The sequence below is a fragment of the Rubripirellula lacrimiformis genome, assembly GCF_007741535.1.
Taxonomy (GTDB): Bacteria; Planctomycetota; Planctomycetia; order Pirellulales; family Pirellulaceae; genus Rubripirellula; species Rubripirellula lacrimiformis.
Map to the genome: position 1 here is coordinate 1,259,622 of NZ_CP036525.1, position 18,912 is coordinate 1,278,533.

Annotated in this window: 15 protein-coding genes; 4 read left to right on the plus strand and 11 right to left on the minus strand. The window is 59.0% G+C overall.

The annotated features are described in order from the left end of the window. Positions 1–27 precede the first annotated feature (27 nt). The 3 genes from K227x_RS04425 to K227x_RS04435 are packed head-to-tail and all read right to left on the minus strand — an operon-like array spanning position 28 to position 4,293. Complete coding sequence (locus K227x_RS04425; protein ID WP_218933769.1) at positions 28–1,506, minus strand: c-type cytochrome; 1,479 nt, start codon at positions 1,504–1,506, stop codon at positions 28–30. 49 nt (positions 1,507–1,555) lie between these two features. Beyond that, positions 1,556–3,247 carry a glycosyltransferase family protein gene (locus K227x_RS04430; RefSeq protein WP_145168264.1) on the minus strand — a complete coding sequence of 564 codons (1,692 nt, stop codon included), beginning with the start codon at positions 3,245–3,247 and terminating at the stop codon, positions 1,556–1,558. Beyond that, complete coding sequence (locus K227x_RS04435; protein WP_218933770.1) at positions 3,247–4,293, minus strand: threonine aldolase family protein; 1,047 nt, start codon at positions 4,291–4,293, stop codon at positions 3,247–3,249. The genes K227x_RS04430 and K227x_RS04435 overlap by 1 nt, the downstream gene beginning before the upstream one ends. A 228-nt stretch (positions 4,294–4,521) precedes the next feature. Here K227x_RS04435 and hisD point away from each other — a divergent pair, with 228 nt between their 5' ends. The 3 genes from hisD to hisB all read left to right on the plus strand — a co-directional run bounded on the left by hisD (position 4,522) and on the right by hisB (position 7,680). Next, complete coding sequence (gene hisD / locus K227x_RS04440) at positions 4,522–5,868, plus strand: histidinol dehydrogenase (RefSeq protein WP_145168268.1); 1,347 nt, start codon at positions 4,522–4,524, stop codon at positions 5,866–5,868. A 178-nt stretch (positions 5,869–6,046) separates the two neighbouring features. Further along, the gene (gene hisC / locus K227x_RS04445; RefSeq protein WP_261343450.1) at positions 6,047–7,096 is read left to right on the plus strand and encodes a histidinol-phosphate transaminase; all 1,050 of its coding nucleotides are present in this window, start codon (positions 6,047–6,049) and stop codon (positions 7,094–7,096) included. Next, positions 7,093–7,680 carry an imidazoleglycerol-phosphate dehydratase HisB gene (gene hisB / locus K227x_RS04450; protein WP_145168270.1) on the plus strand — a complete coding sequence of 196 codons (588 nt, stop codon included), beginning with the start codon at positions 7,093–7,095 and terminating at the stop codon, positions 7,678–7,680. The genes hisC and hisB overlap by 4 nt, the downstream gene beginning before the upstream one ends. Positions 7,681–7,714: 34 nt before the next feature. Here the strand turns inward: hisB and K227x_RS04455 are convergent, their stop codons facing one another. The 5 genes from K227x_RS04455 to gatA all read right to left on the minus strand — a co-directional run bounded on the left by K227x_RS04455 (position 7,715) and on the right by gatA (position 13,359). Then, positions 7,715–8,749 carry a glycosyltransferase family 61 protein gene (locus K227x_RS04455; protein WP_145168272.1) on the minus strand — a complete coding sequence of 345 codons (1,035 nt, stop codon included), beginning with the start codon at positions 8,747–8,749 and terminating at the stop codon, positions 7,715–7,717. A gap of 250 nt (positions 8,750–8,999) precedes the next feature. After that, entirely contained in the window at positions 9,000–9,833 is an 834-nt protein-coding gene (locus K227x_RS04460) for a hypothetical protein (protein WP_145168274.1), read from the minus strand. Then, complete coding sequence (locus K227x_RS04465) at positions 9,830–10,327, minus strand: hypothetical protein (protein WP_145168276.1); 498 nt, start codon at positions 10,325–10,327, stop codon at positions 9,830–9,832. Before K227x_RS04465 ends, K227x_RS04460 begins: the two co-directional genes overlap by 4 nt. A 7-nt stretch (positions 10,328–10,334) precedes the next feature. Then, positions 10,335–11,816 (minus strand): Asp-tRNA(Asn)/Glu-tRNA(Gln) amidotransferase subunit GatB, encoded by a 1,482-nt coding sequence (gene gatB, locus K227x_RS04470; protein ID WP_145168278.1) that lies wholly within the window; start codon positions 11,814–11,816, stop codon positions 10,335–10,337. 58 nt (positions 11,817–11,874) lie between these two features. Next, positions 11,875–13,359, minus strand: coding sequence for an Asp-tRNA(Asn)/Glu-tRNA(Gln) amidotransferase subunit GatA (gatA, locus tag K227x_RS04475; RefSeq protein ID WP_145168281.1), 1,485 nt, complete (start codon positions 13,357–13,359; stop codon positions 11,875–11,877). Between the two features lie 275 nt (positions 13,360–13,634). On the opposite strand from gatA, the gene K227x_RS04480 reads away from it, so the two are divergent. Further along, a complete protein-coding gene (locus K227x_RS04480; RefSeq protein ID WP_145168283.1) occupies positions 13,635–14,456 on the plus strand; it encodes a dienelactone hydrolase family protein in 822 nt (273 codons plus the stop codon). 6 nt (positions 14,457–14,462) lie between these two features. Here the strand turns inward: K227x_RS04480 and K227x_RS04485 are convergent, their stop codons facing one another. From K227x_RS04485 to mnmG, 3 genes are all read right to left on the minus strand, one after another. After that, positions 14,463–15,692 carry a sensor histidine kinase gene (locus K227x_RS04485; protein WP_218933771.1) on the minus strand — a complete coding sequence of 410 codons (1,230 nt, stop codon included), beginning with the start codon at positions 15,690–15,692 and terminating at the stop codon, positions 14,463–14,465. 113 nt (positions 15,693–15,805) lie between these two features. Beyond that, entirely contained in the window at positions 15,806–16,393 is a 588-nt protein-coding gene (locus K227x_RS04490) for a response regulator (protein WP_218933772.1), read from the minus strand. A 612-nt stretch (positions 16,394–17,005) separates the two neighbouring features. Next, positions 17,006–18,823 carry a tRNA uridine-5-carboxymethylaminomethyl(34) synthesis enzyme MnmG gene (mnmG, locus tag K227x_RS04495; protein WP_145168289.1) on the minus strand — a complete coding sequence of 606 codons (1,818 nt, stop codon included), beginning with the start codon at positions 18,821–18,823 and terminating at the stop codon, positions 17,006–17,008. Between the last annotated feature and the right edge of the window lie 89 nt (positions 18,824–18,912).

Sequence of the window (18,912 nt, forward strand, 5' to 3'; positions counted from 1 at the left end):
AGTCGCCATCGGCTGGCCCGGTTTCGGCTACAGCGTCTTCAGGTACTCCAGCACCGCCCGTTTCTGGTTCTCGTCCAGCTGATCGGGATAATCGTGCCCAGCACGGCTTTTGCCAAATCGGCGTGTGTCGAAATAGCTGCGGCGGATCGCGACGTCGGGTTCGGTCAGCGGCACTTTATCAGCCAGTTGGATCGAAAAACCGACCCGCTGCTGATCCATTTCCTGTCCGGTTCTGCGCCAAACCACTGGCCGATCGGACGGATGCAACACATGCCACAGGGTGGGGACGCTGCCGTTGTGGAAATAAGGCGGGCTGGCCCACACACCGTCCAGCGGCGGGGCAACGTAACCGTCGGGATCGACGATCGTCGCGGCATGGACATCGTCGGGCCGATCCTTCGCCAAATCGCGGGGGTGTTCCCGCGTTCCGGGACCCTCGTCATCGGTTGCGGCAACCGCTTTTTCGCGATTAAACCAGCTGTCGGCGTATTTTTGTCGGCCTGCGATGGACAGTGCCCGCAATCGCACGGGATCCGTACCGATGTCTTCGATAGGAATCCGCCGATTGGGATAGTGTTCGTCGTCGCCGTAGGTGCCATGACACTGAGCGCAGGTTTGGTTGAACAGTGCCCTGCCCTGTTGTGCCAGATCGGTATCGATTGGCCCGCTGTATCGGGGGGGATCCAGTGACGACAAATAGGCGTACACGTCACGGAATTCGTCTTCGTGATCTCGGAAAAACTCGGGACCGTTCTCGGGAATCAGTGCGAACTGCATCAGCCCTCGATGCCCCTTGGCGGCGAACCCGTCAATGTACATCGACGGCCGTTTACCGAAGTGCCACCACGGTGGTGCGTCCATGTCGTGATGCGTGAAAGAATCCAGCGGTGCGTCGACCAAGTTCAGTTCGGTATCACGGCTGGCCATCAATCCCATGCCAAAGACCACCGCATTGGTGGTGCCGTTGGTCGTCCCCAGCGGAATGATCAGTGATCCGATGTCCATTCGAGACAGGGGTTTGCCCAGTTTGAACTTCGTCGCACGAATCTCTTCGGTCATCGTTTGCAATGCGAACCGGCTGTTCGGCGCACCGGGCGTCGGTGTTCCATAGACGCTGCCGCCGTGGCAGGCAAAGCAGTTCATCGTCCAGTTGCCGGTGGCATCGTCCACGACGTACTGCAGCGGTTTCGGGAAATCATCGCCTTTCCGGTCGCCGTCTGTTCGGTGATCGGGGCGAGCGGTCAGCCCGTATCGGTCAAAGGCCATCGCGCGACGCTCGGCGGGCGTCGATTTTTCAGCCTGGCTGCGGAGAGGCTCGGGCCACGACCGCCATGTCTGGTTGAACACGTCTTCGGTGAAATCGTTCGATAACAGCGGAGTTTCGGTCAACACACGGTAGCCCCGTTGGGCTGCGTCCAGGTTGCCTTCGTCCGCGCCGCATCGTTGTCCTGCGATCGCCAGGACGGACAGGATGGCAAACAGGTACCGGGTTGACGAAGATTTCATGATCACGGTCGCAGGGAATGGATTCGATACAACCTAGGATAGACCGCGATCAATCGCCTTTGGGTAACCGCATCACCGTTACCCCGCCAAACTGGACGACTTCGCTGCCTGGAAACTTGGCACGGTCGCTCGGCCCCAGCCGCCGTCGAGTGATCAGGAAGGCGTTTTCCCGTGGCCAATCGTTGATGTCACGCCCGATGGGCTGGGGGGGCACGGCCAACGGGTAAGGACCTCGCAGCGGATAGGCCAGATACTGTCGCTGGGCCTCCGTCGCGTCTTCGACAGCGATCGTCCGCGCTTCGATCAGTCCGGAATCCAGCCATGTGGCGACCGGCGGTTGCTCGGTTGGCCGTTCTTGATGGATCCCCAGTTGCTGATTCACCCATTGGGCCGCGCCACGCCAATCTTCTCCGCGAGCGGCGTTTGCCGCGGTGGGGTGTTGGATCCATCGGCCAAGAGTCCCCTGATGGTAGGTCAGTCCCGTCAACATCGCGATCGCCGCGATCCATCCCCAACATTGGCCACGCGAGGATGCGGCACCGACGCCACCGCCCGCCGCGATCGCCATGATCGGTAGCGCGGCCACGTAGTACCGGCGATGCCACAGCGGCAACCAACCTGACCAAGACACCCACCAGTACCCGGAGGTTGCGATCACGGCGATGGCTGCCAGGATCCAAACCGTCGTGCCGATTCGCGGGATGGGCAGCGCCCTCGTCGCACGCGAGGTCCTCGTCGCACGCGCGCCGACCGGTAATGCCCGACCCGGCGGAATGACTCGCTTGGCGGCCAACGCCAACAACATCGGGAACATCACCAGCCATGGCCAGTCCCAGGTTCGCCACAGTTGGTTCAGATGCGTCGCGGTGGCGAACGAGGCCCAGATCTGTCGGTTCTGCCACGAATGCTGAAGTGTAAAGCTCCACAGTACAGCTGCGATCCCCACGGTTGCGATTGCGATACACACCAGCGTCCGGATTCGCACCGCCCTGCCCTGCCCTGCTTCGATCGATTCGTCTTCATTGGGTTGGCGAGCGACCGAATCACGGTCTTTGGGCGTGAAAAACCAGATCCCAATCGCCGCCACAAAGAACCACCCCAGCACGCCGGCGCTGGTGGGTTGGCAGACCATGGCGGCCAAAATGCCAACCGACATCCAGGTCCATCCGCGCCGCTGCTGGCGTCGATCGGGGGCCGATTGGAAAAGCACAAATCCGATGGTCGCAACGCACGCAAACAGCATCACCGCAGCAAACGGCCGCAGTTCAGTGCCGAAGAAGATCGCGTTTTTCTCCAGTGCAAGCACCAGTCCGGATGCCAGGCCTGCTGCCAGACTTCCCGTCCACCGGGTCACACCCACGGTAGCGATACCGCCACCGAGCGCCACCGCCAATACGCTGGACATCCGCAATGCAAATTCGGACTGGCCGATCACCAGTTTCCAGAACCATAGAAACAGAAAGTACACCGGCGACTGGTTGCCGGCTCGCGACCGTGCCACGACATCGCCCAGCGAATCCCAGATGCACCAAGCCGAATGCAGTTCGTCGACCCACAGACTTTCGCTCAGTGATGTGATTCGTACCGCGATCGATACCGCCATCGCGATCACGGCAACGCACCAGGTTGCTGGCCACGATGGATGTGCCATGGACGCGGGAATATCGGACGCGGCGATATCGGACGCGGCGATATCGGACGCGGGGATATCGGAAGCGGGGATCGCGTCAGGCGGTGGCATCACGCGGTGACCGAGGCTGGCGTTTCGGCGATCGTGCGGATGATGCGACAGGCGGATTCGATTTCGGATTCGCTGACATCCAAGTGGGTGACGAAGCGGACGGCTTGTGGCCCGATCGCAAAGCAGTCGATGCCGTTCTGGAAAAGCTGTTTGGTCATCTGGTCTGCTGTGCCCCAGGCGGTGTCGATCTCGACAACCACGATGTTCGTATCGACCCGGTCGCCCCGGATGGAAAGCGATTCGCATTGTCGGCAAGCGTCCCCCAACCTGGTCGCTGCCGCATGGTCGTCGGCTAGCCGGGCGCGGTGGTGTTCCAGTGCGTGGACTGCACCGGCGGCGATCATGCCGGCCTGACGCATCGCGCCGCCGAACAATTTTCGCGTTCGCTTTGCTTCGGCGATGAACGCGGCCGAACCGGCCAATGCCGACCCGACGGGGGCGCCGAGTCCCTTGCTGAAACAGACGCTGACCGAATCAAACGGGGCGGCCAATTCGGATTCGCTGATCCCGGTCGCGACTGCCGCGTTCCACAATCGGGCCCCGTCCAAATGCGTGCGGAGATCGTTCTCGGCTGCCCACTGGCAGATCGCCAACACGTTTTCCTGCGGCTGGATGCGTCCGCCCCACCGGTTGTGCGTGTTTTCTAGACAGACCAATCGGGTGCGGACCATGTGGTCGTTGACGGGCCGGATGTGAGGACGCAATTGGTCCACCGTCAACACACCCCCAGTACCGGCGACGGTATGCGCGACTAGGCCGGAGAGTTGGGCGAATGCCCCCTGTTCGTAGTGATAGATGTGACAGTCGGCTTCGCACAAAAATTCGCTGCCACGGTCGCAGTGGACGCGAATGCCGACCTGGTTGGTCATCGATCCGCTGGGCATGAACACGGCCGCTTCCTTCCCCAGGATTTCGGCGGTCATCTTTTCTAATCGGTCCACGGTTGGGTCGACGTCGATCACGGCGTCACCCACCACGGCGCCAGCGATCGCCTGTCGCATGGCGGGGGTGGGACCAGTGACGGTGTCGCTGCGCAAATCAATCATCGGGTGAACCATCGAATCAATGAACGGGTCTTGAAAAGTGACTTTTGCCGGCTTGGGGGGGCTGTGCCCGCCAACAACCGGCACGGTGGCGACGCGATCTCCAAACGGCGAATCAGCCGAAAGACTGCTGGCGGCCGGATTAGTCCCCTGCGGTAACCGGCGGAGACAAGTTCTATTATCCTATCGGACATCCTTTCATTGCACTTCCCCCGGGAATCCTTCGTCCAGATGACCCTGAACCTTCAATGCGTCGACGCTACCCGCGGATCGACGGAAGTTTTGCAGCAACTTCGTGACAAGCTAAGTCCGCAGGGCGACGTCGTCAGCCCACGTGGTCGGGCGTTGACCGAGGAAGTGTTTGGGCAGGCGCTGACGCCGGTCCAGGTCGTCGATCGAATTTGCGACGATGTCCGCCGCGACGGCACCCCTGCCCTGCTCCGCTACTCGGCTTCGCTGGACAAAGCCGACCTGTCCGCCGACCAGTTGCGAGTTCCCGCTGCGGATCTGGCCGCCGCCCACGCCGGTGCGGACCCCGAACTGCTGAATTCGATTCGCCGTATCGCCGAAAATATCCGCCAGTTCCAAACCGCGATCCTGCACCGTGATGTCACGATCACTCCGCAGCCCGGCGTGACACTGACCCAGCGGTACCTGCCGCTGCGACGTGTCGGCGTCTGTGTCCCAGGCGGCGCCGCGGCCTATCCGTCGACCGTGTTGATGACCGTCGTCCCGGCGCAGGTCGCCGGCGTCGACGAGATCGTGGTGGTCGCTCCGCCAACCAAGTTCGGTTCTTACAACACGGACATGTTGGCAACCTGTCACGAACTGGGCGTCACCGAAGTCTATCGCTGTGGTGGTGCACAAGCGGTCGCGGCAATGGCCTATGGATGCGACGCTCTGCCAGCGGTCGACAAGATCGTTGGTCCCGGCAATCTGTTTGTGGCGCTGGCTAAGAAAAACGTTTATGGCACCGTCGACATCGATTCGTTCGCCGGGCCAAGCGAAGTGATCGTGATCGCCGACCAGACCGCTCGCGCCGACTATGTTGCGGCCGACCTGTTGGCCCAAGCCGAACATTCGCCCGGATCCGCGATCCTGATCACCTGGCACGCGCCCCTGATCGAAGCGGTCAAGGTCGAACTGGAAAAACAGGTCGCGATGCTGCAGCGGAGCGAGTTGACGGTCGATGCATTGGAATCCTTTGGCGCCTTGATCTTGGTCCGCGACCAGGATCATGCCTGCGAATTGACCGACCAGTTTGCTCCCGAACACTTGAACATCGAAACCGAAGATCCGCATGCGATGATCGCCAAGATCCGAAACGCCGGTGCAACCTTCCTGGGGCATCACACACCGGTTGCACTGGGTGACTACGCGGCTGGCCCCAGTCACGTGTTGCCGACCGGCGGCACCTGCACATGGGCCGCCGGTTTGTCCTGCAACAGTTTTCTGCGCAGCGGCAGTGTGACCGAATTCGACCCGGCCGCATTGAACCAAATCGCTCCGGACGTCGTCCGGTTAGCGGAAAAAGAAGGCCTGACCGCCCACGCCCGCAGTGTCACGATCCGCCAATAGTCCGAAAGCCGCCGTTTTCAGCGTCCGCGTTTTCACTGCTTCACTTCCGATTTTTCTGTAGTGGGTTTTGCCAAAAATCCCAGATGCGACTCGCATCGTTCGCAACGTCCACTACTCGAACCCATCGTTCCTCAATCTCACCCCCAAAGTCCAGTTCCCAGCCGTGACGAACGCCGACCTGTTCCGCCCTGCCCTATCGAAGATGCTGCCATATGCGCCGGGTGAACAGCCGCCGCCGGGGACCGGCGTCAAGCTGAACACGAACGAGAATCCGTATCCACCGCCGCCTGCGGTTGTGGAAGCGATCCGAGCGGCTGCCGGCGGGCCGCTGAACCGGTATCCCGACCCCATGGCGAACTCGTTTCGGGTGGCCGCCGCAAAGGCGTTGGGGATGCCCGGCCCGGAATGGATCTTGGCGGGCAATGGCAGCGACGAAATTTTAACGCTGTTGGTCCGTGGCTTCGTCGGGGAAGGACAACGGTTGCGACTGCCCTACCCCAGCTACATCTTGTATCGCACTTTGGCAGACATCCAGGGCGCGGGTTGGGAACAGGTTCCCTTCGAAGACGACTGGAAACTACCCGCCGCGTTCGGGAAAAGTGACGACGACTTGCGACTGGTGCTGTTGCCCAATCCAAACAGCCCTTCGGGAACAATCGTCCCACCGGATCAGATCGCCGCGATCGCTGATTCGCTGGACTGTCCGTTGGTGGTCGACGAAGCGTACGTTGATTTTGCGGAAACGAATTGTCTGGACTTGGTCCAAAAGAACGAACGAGTCTTCGTCACCCGTACGCTCAGCAAATCCTACGGTTTGGCTGGTTTGCGATTCGGGTTTTTGGTCGCCCAGCCGCACATGGTGGCCGAGCTGACCAAAATCAAGGACAGCTACAACTGCGACGCGATCGCCATCGCCGCCGCCACGGCGGCAATGGGATGTCAGGATTGGCTGGCCGATATCAAAACCAAGATGAACGCCACACGCGCAGTGCTGGAAACTCGGTTGGCGCAAATGGGATTCCATGTCACCCCGTCCCACGCCAACTTCGTTTGGTGCCAGCACCCGACGGGGAATCACCAATCGATCTATGAATTTCTAAAGCAACAACAAATCCTGATTCGATACATGCAGTTTCCCGATTGGGGTGACGGCCTACGGATTTCCGTGGGGACCGACGACCAAATCGAGACTTGTTTGTCCGCAATCGAAAGAGCACTAAAGTTATGAACCGTATCGCATCGATTGCTCGCAAGACCGGCGAGACTGATATCCAGTTGACCATCAACCTGGATGGCCAAGGTGACGGAACACGTCGATCGGGTGTCGGATTTCTGGACCACATGTTGGACCTGTTTGCCAAGCATGCCCTGATCGATTTGGACGTGCATGCCACCGGCGATTTGCACGTCGACGACCATCATACGACCGAAGACATTGGGATCGCGCTAGGCGAAGCGGTGCACGAAGCCCTGGCCGATCGCGCTGGTATCCGCCGCTACGGTCACTTCGCGCTGCCGATGGACGAATGCTTGGTCACCGCTGCGGTCGACTTGGGTGGCCGCTATGCGTTCGAGTATCAGGCACCGATCACGGCGTCCAAGATTGGCACCTTCGATAGCGAGTTGGTCGAACATTTTTGGCAATCGTTTGCCGCCAATGCTCGCTGCAATCTACACGTGCTGTTGCACCACGGTCGCAACGGGCACCACATTTCGGAATGCGTGTTCAAGGCCGTCGCGCGAGCCGTCCGGATGGCAGCCGAAAGCGACCCGCGAAGCAACGCGATCCCCAGCACCAAGGGCGTCCTGTAGTCCGGGAAGTGAATGGTGATGCCCGCCGATCTGATTAGGCGGAGACCATCCGGGAGATGGCGCTGTCAAGCAATGATGGGTCCACGATCACGTTCCCGCTGTGCATCGACTGCGCCGCGTTTTCGGGTTTCGCGAACATGTAGTAGTAGTGGATGTCGGCAGCGCCCGCCAAGTTGTGGTAGCAGCCGTTGATCGGTTTGCCATCGGTGTGGATTTCCATCACGCTGCTGCTGGGCTGCATCATCATCATGTTGGACAACCCCGCGCCGTGGTTGGAAATCATGTACTCAGCGTTCATCGCTGTACGTACTTGATCGGCCCAACTCATCTGGCCCGCCACCATCACCTCGAATCCGTGACGTTCCAGAACGTGCATGAATTCCGACTCGTTGACCACTTTTCGTCGGCCCGCGTCACGACGTGAAATGTAGATTCGTTTCCCCGTCGTCACGGACGAATCACCGAAGGCGGAACGAAATCGTTGTCGCATCGCGTCCATGATTTGCGGATCGTGATGTCCGGTTCGGGCGACATGGCCGGGGACCACCAGTTCTCTGCAACGCAATCGCTGGAATCGACGAAGCAGACGGATGTCTCGCAACCCAAAGACACTCAGGCTTTCTAGGAAATACGGGTATCGCCCAAACTTGTGTGGCAAAACGACTGTCAGTTCGTCCGCCTGGTACAAACGCAGCGCCAGTTCCAGTCGGGGCAACGCATCGCACATCCAGTGGAAATACCCGGCGCTCCAATTGTCCACGAACCAGATGCTGCGCTCGTCCAATCGTTCGGTACGTTGAAAGACGCGTTCGATCGATAGCCGTAACGGTCCGCCTTTATTTTCCCACTGTTGCTTGTGCTGCTCGTTGACGAATGCTTCCGCCAGCGCGCGACCGTTCTGGTCCAGGATCGGCCCTCGGCCGTGAACATCGACTTCGTTGAACAGCTGCAGTCGATATTCGGGATTCTGGTTGCTGTCGTAATTTGGTAGCCCAGCATTCTGGGTCGGATGGCAGATGACGGCAGGAGGAAACGTGACGCACTGGCCCTGATACGTTTGCACAATCACGAAACACGCCTTTCGGAAGATAGTCGAGGGAACTCGCAGCAATACGCGTGATGCCAGAATCCGCCGAAAACGTCAAGTTCGATTGTTGGTCGTTTGTCCCGCCGCTTCCCCGTTTCAGAATCAAAAAGCGGGTCCCGTTGCAGGATCGGCGTCGCTCCGCTTCTTGATCCGGCCTACTTTGCTGGCGGTGACCGTCGAATCGTTCCGCCGGGCCTACCCGATCCAACGACGCGGATAGCAGTCCGCTGTATCACGCGGTTTGTCGTTTCGGACCCGTTGGCTTGGACGGCTTGGCGAAGAATCCGACGGATGCCAATCCGATCAAGCACATCAGTACCGAAAACAGCAGGAAGTTGGACAGCAACGCGATCGACGATAGCAGCACGATGCCCACGGCGGCTGCCCAGCGGGCTGGCAACATCCATAATCCGAGTCCTGCGACCGTTTCGACGATGATCACTTTTCGGCTGTACCAGGTCGCGACCTCGCGGAGTGTTTCCGCCGTCAGGTTGTCGCGTAGCAAATTGAACAGCCAGAAGTCGCGGTTGCGGAAATAGATGTCAAAGAACACTTCCCCCGACCAGTATTCGCCGGTCCATTTGCCCGCCGCACCGCCCAGCAGGATCATCGACAAGATCAGCCGCGATAAGAATGCGGCGCGACGCAAAAACGCATCGGCATCGGTGGAGGTCATCCCCGCGATGTACCACAGCGACCAAAGCGCGGTCCACCAAGTGGTGACAAACGTCATGTCGTTGTAGCTGCCCTGATGGATGCACAGAACCGTGCTGCCCAGAAGCGTCACCGCGCCGCACACGAGTTGTAGCGGGCGACTGGCTGTCACGATGTTCAAAACGATTGCCGCGCACGTGGCCATGAACGCAGCGATCAGGACATTGGTGGACTGCATCGCATCAGGAAAGAAGTCATCGCGCAGCGGAATCCGCCGGTACACTTCCATGGCAGCGACAAAATAGCTGATCTTCCATAGCAGGCCCGCCAGCATGCCTAGCTGCACGACGCGGTGAGCCAGTACAACGCGATCGAACGTCAGCGGCGGTGGTTCAGGGATTGCGTCCGTCATCGCGCCGCCTGATCTGGCAATCGGACAATCACGTAGCCGCCCTTGTGATCACCGTCCGGATCGGCATGAATGCGAGTCTGGATGGATTGGCCACGGTAGGACGAATTCAAAGTGAACCAGCGGTCGGTCCCGTCTTTCAGATTTCGATAGCGCGAGCTTACGAAGGTGATGATGCGAAACGGAAAGTGGTTGATGTAGCGCCGCGATCCGGAGGTGGCAGGGCTGATCTCACCAAGCGGATTTTCTAAGATCGGGTCGACGAAGCCCGGCGGAATGTTGGTCACTTCGACTTGGTTGGCGAAGTTGTACATCGTCGGGATCGGAAACTGGGTCACCCAGCAGGCGAACGACGAGGATCGGAGATGAAACCGATGCATGGTGGCCGACGCGATCGCGGGGACCCACGGCATCAGCACTAACCAGATCGAAATCGCGACGACGAACATCACGATCGCGATGAACCCGTAGTCGCGGTTTCGTGCGGCGTCGTTCATAGCGTGCTTACATCGCTTGCAGTAATTTGATCAACGTTTCGCGAACCACTTGTGGGTTCGCATTGGGGTTTCTTTTCTTGGCTTGGCCGATCAGGGATCCAACGGCTTGTTGCTTGCCGCCCTTAAAGTCTTCGACGACTTGCGGGTTGGCATCAAGCAATTCTTTGCAAAGTGATTCAAGTTCGTTGTCATCGACCGATTCGATCCCCAATGCCGTGATAGCCGCTTCGACTGTCACCTGATGTTCGATCATGTGGGCGAAAACGTCACGGGCGCGAGTGTTGTCAATTTCGCCTTTGGAAACCCGTCGCAGCAGTTCGCCCAATTCGTCGGCCGACACCGGGAACTGGTCGATATCGATTTCGCGGTCCTTGATCGTTCGCATCACATCCTGTTGGATCCACGAACTGGTGCGTTTCCCGTCGCCCGACTTGGTTCCGGCGGTTTCAAAGTATGCGATCAAGGCAGGACCTTGATTGACGATCACGTCGGCATCGTAGGGTTTGATTCCGTATTGGTTTTCCAAGCGAACTCGCAGCGCCGCTGGCAATTCGCCCAGGCTGGCACGAGCCGCTTCGATTCGATCGGCTGGCAAACGGATCGGCAGCAAGTCGGGATCGGGGAAGTAACGGTAATCGGCCGATTCTTCTTTTTCGCGTTGCAGGAATGTCTTGCCCGCGCCGTCGTCCCAGCCGCGAGTCGTCTTGGTTTCGTCTTCGATCGTCTTGCCTGTGTCTTCCCACAAATCGTATTGTCGGTCCACTTCGTGTTCGATCGCACGCTCGACGGCGCGGAACGAGTTCATGTTTTTGACTTCGACGATTGGCGTGGCGATCTTTTTGCCATCAACTTCGATATGCAAGTTCACGTTCGCGTCGACTCGCAAACTGCCTTCCTGCATTTCACAGTCCGAGATGCCCAGGTGAGTCATCCGCAGTTTCAGTTCTTGCAAATAAGCCTTGGCTTCGGCGCTGGAACGCAAATCGGGCTGGCTGACGATTTCCAGTAGCGGCGTGCCACAACGGTTCAGGTCGATCCGCGTGTCACCGCGTCCGGCCGCTTCGTCATGCATGCTCTTGCCCGCGTCTTCTTCTAAGTGAGCGCGGATGATGCCGATGTGACGGGTTTTTTCCGGGTTGGCCGGGTCAGGAATTTCCAGGAATCCATCGGCACAGATCGGCAAGTCGAACTGGCTGATCTGATATCCCTTGGGGAGGTCCGGATAGAAATATTGTTTGCGGTCCCACTTGGTCATCGGTGGGATCGAGCAATCGATTGCTAGCCCCGCGCGGATCGACAGCTCGATCGCCGCGTCGTTCATCACCGGCAAAGCACCCGGCAATCCCAGGCAGACCGGGCAGACCTGAGTGTTGGGGGCGGCGCCAAAGGTGGTGCTGCATCCGCAAAACAGTTTGGTTTCGGTCTTCAACTGGACGTGGACTTCCAGCCCGATCACCGTCGTCGTGGGATAGCCGTTGGAAAGCGTCATGTTGGGTTCGGTGGTAGAAAGCGGTTGGGTGGATGATTGCCAGTGACGGTGTCGTGCGTTAGTGGCGGGTGGCCGATGGTCGCCGCTGGTGGTGGTCGGTGGCCGTTTGGAAGGCTGCCCCGGCCATCAGTAGTCGTGATTCTTCCAACACCGGTGCTTGCAGTTGAACGGCGACCGGCAACCCGGACGCATCCAATCCCGCCGGCAGCGAGATCGCCGGAACGCCAGCCAAGTTAGCGCCCACGGTAAACAAGTCACAGAGGTACATTTGGATCGGGTCGTCGACCTTTTCGCCCAACGGAAAAGCAGGCGTCGGGGTGACTGGGCCCAACAGCAAATCGACTTGCCCGAACGCGGTGTCGTAATCACCTTTGATCAGTCGCCGGACCTTCAATGCCTGGCTGTAATACTGGTCGGCATACCCTTCGCTTAGCGCATAGGTTCCGACCATGATCCGGCGTTTGACTTCATCACCAAAACCTTCCGCTCGACTGCGACAGTAGGTGGTCACCAAGGGACCCAGTTCATCATCGCCGCTGATGTCGCTGGCACGGTGTCCGTAATGGGCGCCGTCGTATCGCGACAGGTTGCTGCTGGCTTCGCTGGGCGCGATCACGTAGTAGGTCGGTACCCAGTAATCATTGTGTGGCAGATCGATTTCGACGATCTCGGCACCTAGCGATCGAAATACATCGGCCGCGGTCAGCGTTGCTTGGCGGACGGATTCGTCGACGCCATCGCGATCCATCGATTCACGCAGCAAGCCGATTCGCATCCCCGTCAAATCTGCCGATTCCAAACCGTCACTGTACCGTGAAATATTCAGGTTCAACGACGTCGAATCACGGCGATCGAAGCCTGCGATGGTTTGCAGCAGCAACGCCACATCGGGAACCGACCATGCGATCGGGCCGACTTGGTCTAGGCTGCTGGCAAAAGCGATCAACCCATACCGGCTGACGCGACCATAGGTGGGCTTCAAACCGGTCACGCCACACATAGCGGCGGGTTGGCGAATCGATCCGCCGGTGTCCGTGCCCAGCGACAACGGGACGGTTCCCGCGGCGACACAGGCGGCCGCGCCGCCACTGCTGCCGCCGGGAATTCGGTCGGTGTTCCAGGGGTTTCGCGTGACGCCAAAAGCACTGTTTTCAGTGCTGGCGCCCATCGCGAATTCGTCCATGTTCGTTTTGCCGATGATCACTGCATCGGAATTTCGCAGTCGCTCGACCACTCCGGCGTCGTAGGGAGGCCGGAAATCTTTCAGCATCTTGGACGAACAGGTCGTTGGCATGTCGTGGGTGCACAGCACGTCCTTGACCGCCACGGGGACGCCAGCCAGCGGTCCCAGTTTTCCACCGGCGGCGCGTTTTGCGTCGACGACGGCCGCTGCAGCCAAGGCCACCTCGCGATCAACATGGGTAAATGCGTTGATTGTCGGCTGCGAAGCTTCGATCGCGTCCAACGCAGCGCTGGCGATCTCGACGGCCGTCGCTTCGCCATCGTTCTGCAGACGCAGGATTTCCAATGCGGAATCGAGCATATTGGGGGGATGCCAGAGAGTGGTTTCAGTGAGTCGTAGTCCAAATTATCGGGCATCGAGCCCGAATCGACCAGCGGGCCAAGTCGCAGACGACCTGATCGCTAAAATCATCCGATTCTGCCAGACGCCTGACTCGGATTTTCGTTCCCGCCGTCGGCCTGGCAGACCTTGCCGATCATGAAAGCGGCGCGTTCCAATGGGGGCGTCGAATGCTGTGCTTGGCATTCCCATCGATTCGCCAACTTTCCTGCTGTTGAATTCTCGCGAGACAAAACATGATTCGAACTCTTGGTGCATTTTTTCTAGTGATGGCCGCTGCGTGCGTCACCGGCTCGGGGACTGCCATGGCCGAAATTCAAACCGAAACAGTCGTCTATCATGACGGCGATGTGACTCTGGAAGGCTTCGTTGCCTGGGACCCCGAAAAGGTCCAAGGCGGTGCTCCCGGCGTGCTGATTTCGCACCAATGGATGGGACTGACCGATTACGAGAAAGGTCGCTGCCGGCAACTGGCCGATCTTGGCTTGGTCGCATTCGCGTTGGATATCTACGGGCAAGGCGTGCGTCCGGTCAACCCGGGCGAAGCTGGCAAATTGGCGGGCGTCTACAAAGCGGATCGCGATCTCTATCGCCGACGTTTGAACCTGGGCCTCGACCAACTGCGTGCCCGTGACGGAGTCGATGCGAAGCGAATCGCCGCGATCGGATATTGCTTTGGCGGCACCGGCGTACTGGAACTTGCTCGCAGCGGTGCCGAAGTCGCCGGCGTGGTCAGCTTCCATGGCGGCCTGGATTCCCCCAGCCCCGATGACGGCAAGCAAATCGCCGCGAAAATCTTGGTCTGCCACGGTGCCGACGATCCGTTCGTGCCCAAAGCCGACATCGAAGCCTTCATCGCGGAACTCAACGCGGCTCACGTGGATTGGCAAATGAATGTCTACGCCGGCGCCGTCCACTCGTTCACCCAGCCGATGGCAGGCAACGATAACTCCAAGGGAGCGGCCTACAACGAACAGGCCGATCACCGATCCTGGTTAGCGATGGAAGCTTTTTTCCAAGAGATCTTTGGAACCAAGATGCCGATGACCCAGCCGTAGTGCTGACTACGAACCGCCGGAGAAGTCGTTCAGCGAGATCGTTGCGACGCATCCGATCGGGCCGCCGGCCAGGGTGACATCACCAAGGTGCAAACGGGCCACGCGGTACGCGCGGCACAGTCCCAGTCCCAAACCGCGGCCAGCTTCTCGGCCGCTGAAATAGGGATCGAAGGCATGTTGGCGAGCGTTTTCGGATACGCCGGGGCCGCTGTCGGCAACATGGATCATGATTTGGCCGGACTCACGGACCAACGACACAACAATCGTTCCTTGGCATCCAACCGCATCGATCGCGTTGCGTATCAGTACTCCCACGGCTTCCGCGATCATGTTTTCGTCCAGGATCGCCGCTGTCGGTTCGTCGGGTGTGACGACTTCCAACCGGATGGATTGCCGGTCGGTTTCGCTGCGGAACGATTCTGCGACTCGGTGCAACACGCCGTTGACCTCGCATCGCGACCGGATGGCCGCTGGCGGGTTGGCGTAGAACATCAGGTCCGAAATCATTTCGTGTGCACGATAAACTTGGTCGACGATTCGCTGCAGGGTCGCGACCCGCGCCGGATCGCTTTCGCCTCGCTGCAATTGTTGGGCTCGCGTCGAAATATTGGCCAGCGGATTATTGATCTCGTGGCTAAGCCCGTAGGCAAGCTGTTTGATCGCCCCCAATTTGCTCTTATGCAGCACCCGATCGAAGGCGCCTTCCAGCGTTTCGGTTCGTTGCACCATCCGAGCTAGCTGAGCCAGCATGTCATCCGATGCGGTCGAATCGGCGGGAACCGCGCCGTTGGATGGGGCGGTGATTTGTGGCCACTGTTGTTGCCAGGCGGACGATACTTTGGGACCGGCCACTTCCAGCCAGGTCGCCGCATCGTCCATCCAGCGGTCGATCGGCAGCGTGCGGAAATGGCTGCGCAGCTTGTGCCATTGCGCCTGGGTATCGGCGGTGACCGCTTGCGCACCGATGAACGCATCACCGCTGGCAAAACGTCCCGACGCATTCTGGATCAGCCAGTCGGCCAAATCAGCGGGGTCGGCACTTTCCTCGGGCCATCCCAACGCCGCAAAAATCAACAGCGGTGGGTCCGCTGCGATGGTATGTGCAAGATCACTGCGCAGTTTCGCATCGACATGATGACCACGCAACAGAACACGACCGATCACATCGGTCGCTTCGGCACTGCGCGGTAACCACCAACGGTCCGAGCCGCGTCGCAAACAGGGCAGCAACCCCATCGGGATCGTCCTATCAATATTGCTGGAAGCGGTCGGCACGGTGATTGGGCGATTTTCCACGCGGTTGATCAAGTCCGCGCGATCATTGGATCGCGTCGACTTTCCGGCGAATGTCAGTTGACCACGCCTCGATCAATTTCTAGCAGATCGCAGGCACGGGAAACCAAGTCGTCGATTGAAAACGGTTTTTGCATGAAGTCATTGGCACCTGCCGCCTTCAATGCGTCCACCTTGCTGTGTTCAACCATCCCCGAGATGCACAGGATCTTGACCATGTCCATCGATGGGTCGTTGCGCACTCGTTGGCATACTTCTTTTCCGTTGATATCGGGAAGCATGACGTCCAAGACAACTAGGTCCGGACGAAACTCTTTCACGCCCATACCGGCATCAAAGCCGTTATTAGCCGTGCGAATTTCGAACCGCCCATCGCGATCGAAACCGTCTTTCATCAAGTCGACCAAATCCTGGTCATCGTCAACGATCAACAGTTTCTTTTTACCGTTTTCCAACGCATCCGTAGGGATGCCGTTGTCTTTCATGAACAGATAAAGCTGTTCACGAGGAATCCGCCGAAATTTACTTCCGGGGACACGAAAGCCCTTCAACGATCCGTTGTCGAAACAACGAATGATCGTCTGCTGACTGACTTTACAAATCTTGGCTGCTTCGCCTGTCGTGAAGACCGTTTTAGTGGTCATGGCAGAAACCATCCTCCCTGCATGACTAGCCGTTTTCCAGAGTGAATCTTGGCTTCGGTGCTGCGGCCCAGTGAAGCATGGCGAACCAATTTCGCCTAACCTTCAAAACGCTTTCTTACCGAAGCGGACAATCGGTGCGGTTGGGACCATCGATTGGTTCCCGTCCGACCTGCCCAGCCCACGCATCCACTGCGTATTCGCCTGGCCGGCCATTCACCGTAAGCCCTCATCTAGCACACTTGCCGTTCCTACCGCACTACCACTTACCCGCTTGGTTTAGCGGGAGGTGATAAATTGCGTGAAGAACGCAGGCGACAAGAAGCTCCGAGCCTCTCTGCCTTGCCAAGCTTGCCTCATCGCCGAATTCTATCGATTCAGCCCAGCGGGTCAAGATCGATTCTATCGCCGTAAGTTCCCAATACGATTGAAGTTATCGCAAAGACAGGGATCTCGACCAAAGTTTTTGCCGAGATTACCACAGGATCGGAATGGTAGTTTGGTTGCCGCAGCAGCAGTATTGATGGGGGGACACGTCTGTACCGCCAGGGGAATGCGGTGCTGGGACAGTGCGCTGATTGGCGATTTCGGGCAGGTATCCGTGATCCCGATCGATCAATGATCCAAGTGCGCCATCACCAACGCGATGTCGGCCGGTGTGATGCCACTGATTCGTTTCGCTTGATCGAGCGACAGGGGACGGATCTTGGACAGCTTTTCGCGAGCTTCGTTTCGCAGCGCGGAAATCTTGCCGTAATCAAAGGACGTTGGGATCCGTTTGCCGGCCAAACGATGTTGCTTTTCAACTTCCATCTTTTGCCGGCTGATGTACCCCTCGTACTTCACGTCATAAACCACCTGTTCGGCTGCCGAGGAATCGACCTTCGTCAACTCGGGCACCAATCCACACATCGTCGCCCAGTCGATCTCGGGACGTTTCAGGTACACGTCGCCAGGCGTGTTCTGGATCCGAGCCGCTTTCAGGATCGTGTTGGCCTGTTCGATCTCCGCTAACTTGCTTGCGAAACGATCGCGACGTTGGGCCGTGATCAGCCCCAATCGGTCGGCGTCGGGGGTTAGCCGCCGGTCGCAATTGTCTTGCCGCAATAGCAAGCGGTATTCGGCCCGGCTGGTAAACATGCGGTACGGTTCGTCGGTTCCTGCGGTGACCAAATCATCGACCAGCACGCCGATGTAGGCTTGATCGCGACTGGGGACCCAAGTCGGTTTTCCGGCCACGACCATGGCTGCGTTGGCGCCGGCGATCAGCCCCTGGCCGGCGGCTTCTTCGTAGCCGGTGGTGCCATTGATTTGGCCGGCAAAGAATAGTCCGTCGACCGATTTGGATTCCAGGTGAGGCCACAGCTGAGTCGGCGGACAGAAATCGTATTCGACCGCGTATCCGTATCGCATGATCGACGCGTTTTCGAGGCCGGCAATTCGCTTGAACATCTCGTCCTGGACATCTCGCGGCAAACTGGTCGAAATTCCGTTGACGTAAACTTCTTGGGTCTGATGCCCCTCGGGTTCCAGGAACAGCTGATGCTGCGATTTGTCGGCGAACCGGACCACTTTGTCTTCGATCGATGGACAGTACCGCGGACCACGCGTACTGATCTGCCCGCTGTACATGGGAGCCCGATCCAGGTTGGCGCGGATCAAGTCGTGAACAGCTTCGTTGGTGTAGGTGATGTGGCACGGAATCTGTTGGCCGACGATCTTGTCGGTCAGAAACGAAAACGCTTGTGGCTGATCGTCGCCAGGCTGTTCTTCGAGTTTGGCATAGTCGATCGTACGTGCGTTCAATCGCGGCGGGGTACCGGTTTTGAAACGATCCACTTCGAATCCCAATCGTGCCAACGCACCACTGATTCCCGACGTGGTGCCCTCCCCTCCTCTGCCGCCGGCGGTCTGGGCTTTGCCGGTATGCATGATCGCCTGCAGAAACGTGCCGGTGGTCAGCACCACGGCGGCGGCTCGGTACTGGGCGTCCCCGCGGACTTGCACGCCGACAACTCGGTCGCGGCCATCGACGTTTTCGGTCAACAGGTCTTCGACGGTTTCTTGACGCAGGTCCAAGTTGTCTTGGGTTTCGATCCGCATCTTGATGTGGCTTTGGTAGGCCCGTTTATCGGCTTGCGCACGCGGGCTGTGCATGGCCGGACCTTTGCGGCGGTTCAGCATTCGGAACTGGATTCCAGTCGCGTCGATCGCTTCGCCCATCAAACCGCCCAGCGCGTCAACCTCGCGCACGATCTGGCCCTTGGCCACCCCGCCAATCGCAGGGTTGCACGACATCTGTCCAACCGTGTCCAGGTTCGTCGTCAACAGCGCCGTCTTGGCACCCAGTCGGGCGGCCGCCGCAGCCGCTTCGGTGCCTGCATGACCGGCTCCGATCACGATGACGTCGTATTGATAAACGTTGGCGGTCATAGGGTTTCTTCGAATGAGAAGATTTTCGCGAAAAACGAGTTGGATTTCTTCAAGGCAGGTTTTTCTTCAAGAACCAGTGCCCGGAACGT

Bases quoted from the DNA above. Each gene is read 5' to 3' on its own strand.
- K227x_RS04485 (WP_218933771.1), bottom strand. From the start codon at position 15,692: ATGGGGTTGCTGCCCTGTTTGCGACGCGGCTCGGACCGTTGGTGGTTA.
- K227x_RS04465 (WP_145168276.1), bottom strand. From the start codon at position 10,327: ATGAACGACGCCGCACGAAACCGCGACTACGGGTTCATCGCGATCGTG.
- K227x_RS04430 (WP_145168264.1), bottom strand. From the start codon at position 3,247: ATGCCACCGCCTGACGCGATCCCCGCTTCCGATATCCCCGCGTCCGAT.
- K227x_RS04435 (WP_218933770.1), bottom strand. From the start codon at position 4,293: ATGATTGATTTGCGCAGCGACACCGTCACTGGTCCCACCCCCGCCATG.
- K227x_RS04490 (WP_218933772.1), bottom strand. From the start codon at position 16,393: ATGACCACTAAAACGGTCTTCACGACAGGCGAAGCAGCCAAGATTTGT.
- hisB (WP_145168270.1), top strand. From the start codon at position 7,093: ATGAACCGTATCGCATCGATTGCTCGCAAGACCGGCGAGACTGATATC.
- K227x_RS04460 (WP_145168274.1), bottom strand. From the start codon at position 9,833: ATGACGGACGCAATCCCTGAACCACCGCCGCTGACGTTCGATCGCGTT.
- gatB (WP_145168278.1), bottom strand. From the start codon at position 11,816: ATGACGCTTTCCAACGGCTATCCCACGACGACGGTGATCGGGCTGGAA.
- K227x_RS04480 (WP_145168283.1), top strand. From the start codon at position 13,635: ATGATTCGAACTCTTGGTGCATTTTTTCTAGTGATGGCCGCTGCGTGC.
- hisD (WP_145168268.1), top strand. From the start codon at position 4,522: ATGACCCTGAACCTTCAATGCGTCGACGCTACCCGCGGATCGACGGAA.
- K227x_RS04425 (WP_218933769.1), bottom strand. From the start codon at position 1,506: ATGAAATCTTCGTCAACCCGGTACCTGTTTGCCATCCTGTCCGTCCTG.
- gatA (WP_145168281.1), bottom strand. From the start codon at position 13,359: ATGCTCGATTCCGCATTGGAAATCCTGCGTCTGCAGAACGATGGCGAA.
- mnmG (WP_145168289.1), bottom strand. From the start codon at position 18,823: ATGACCGCCAACGTTTATCAATACGACGTCATCGTGATCGGAGCCGGT.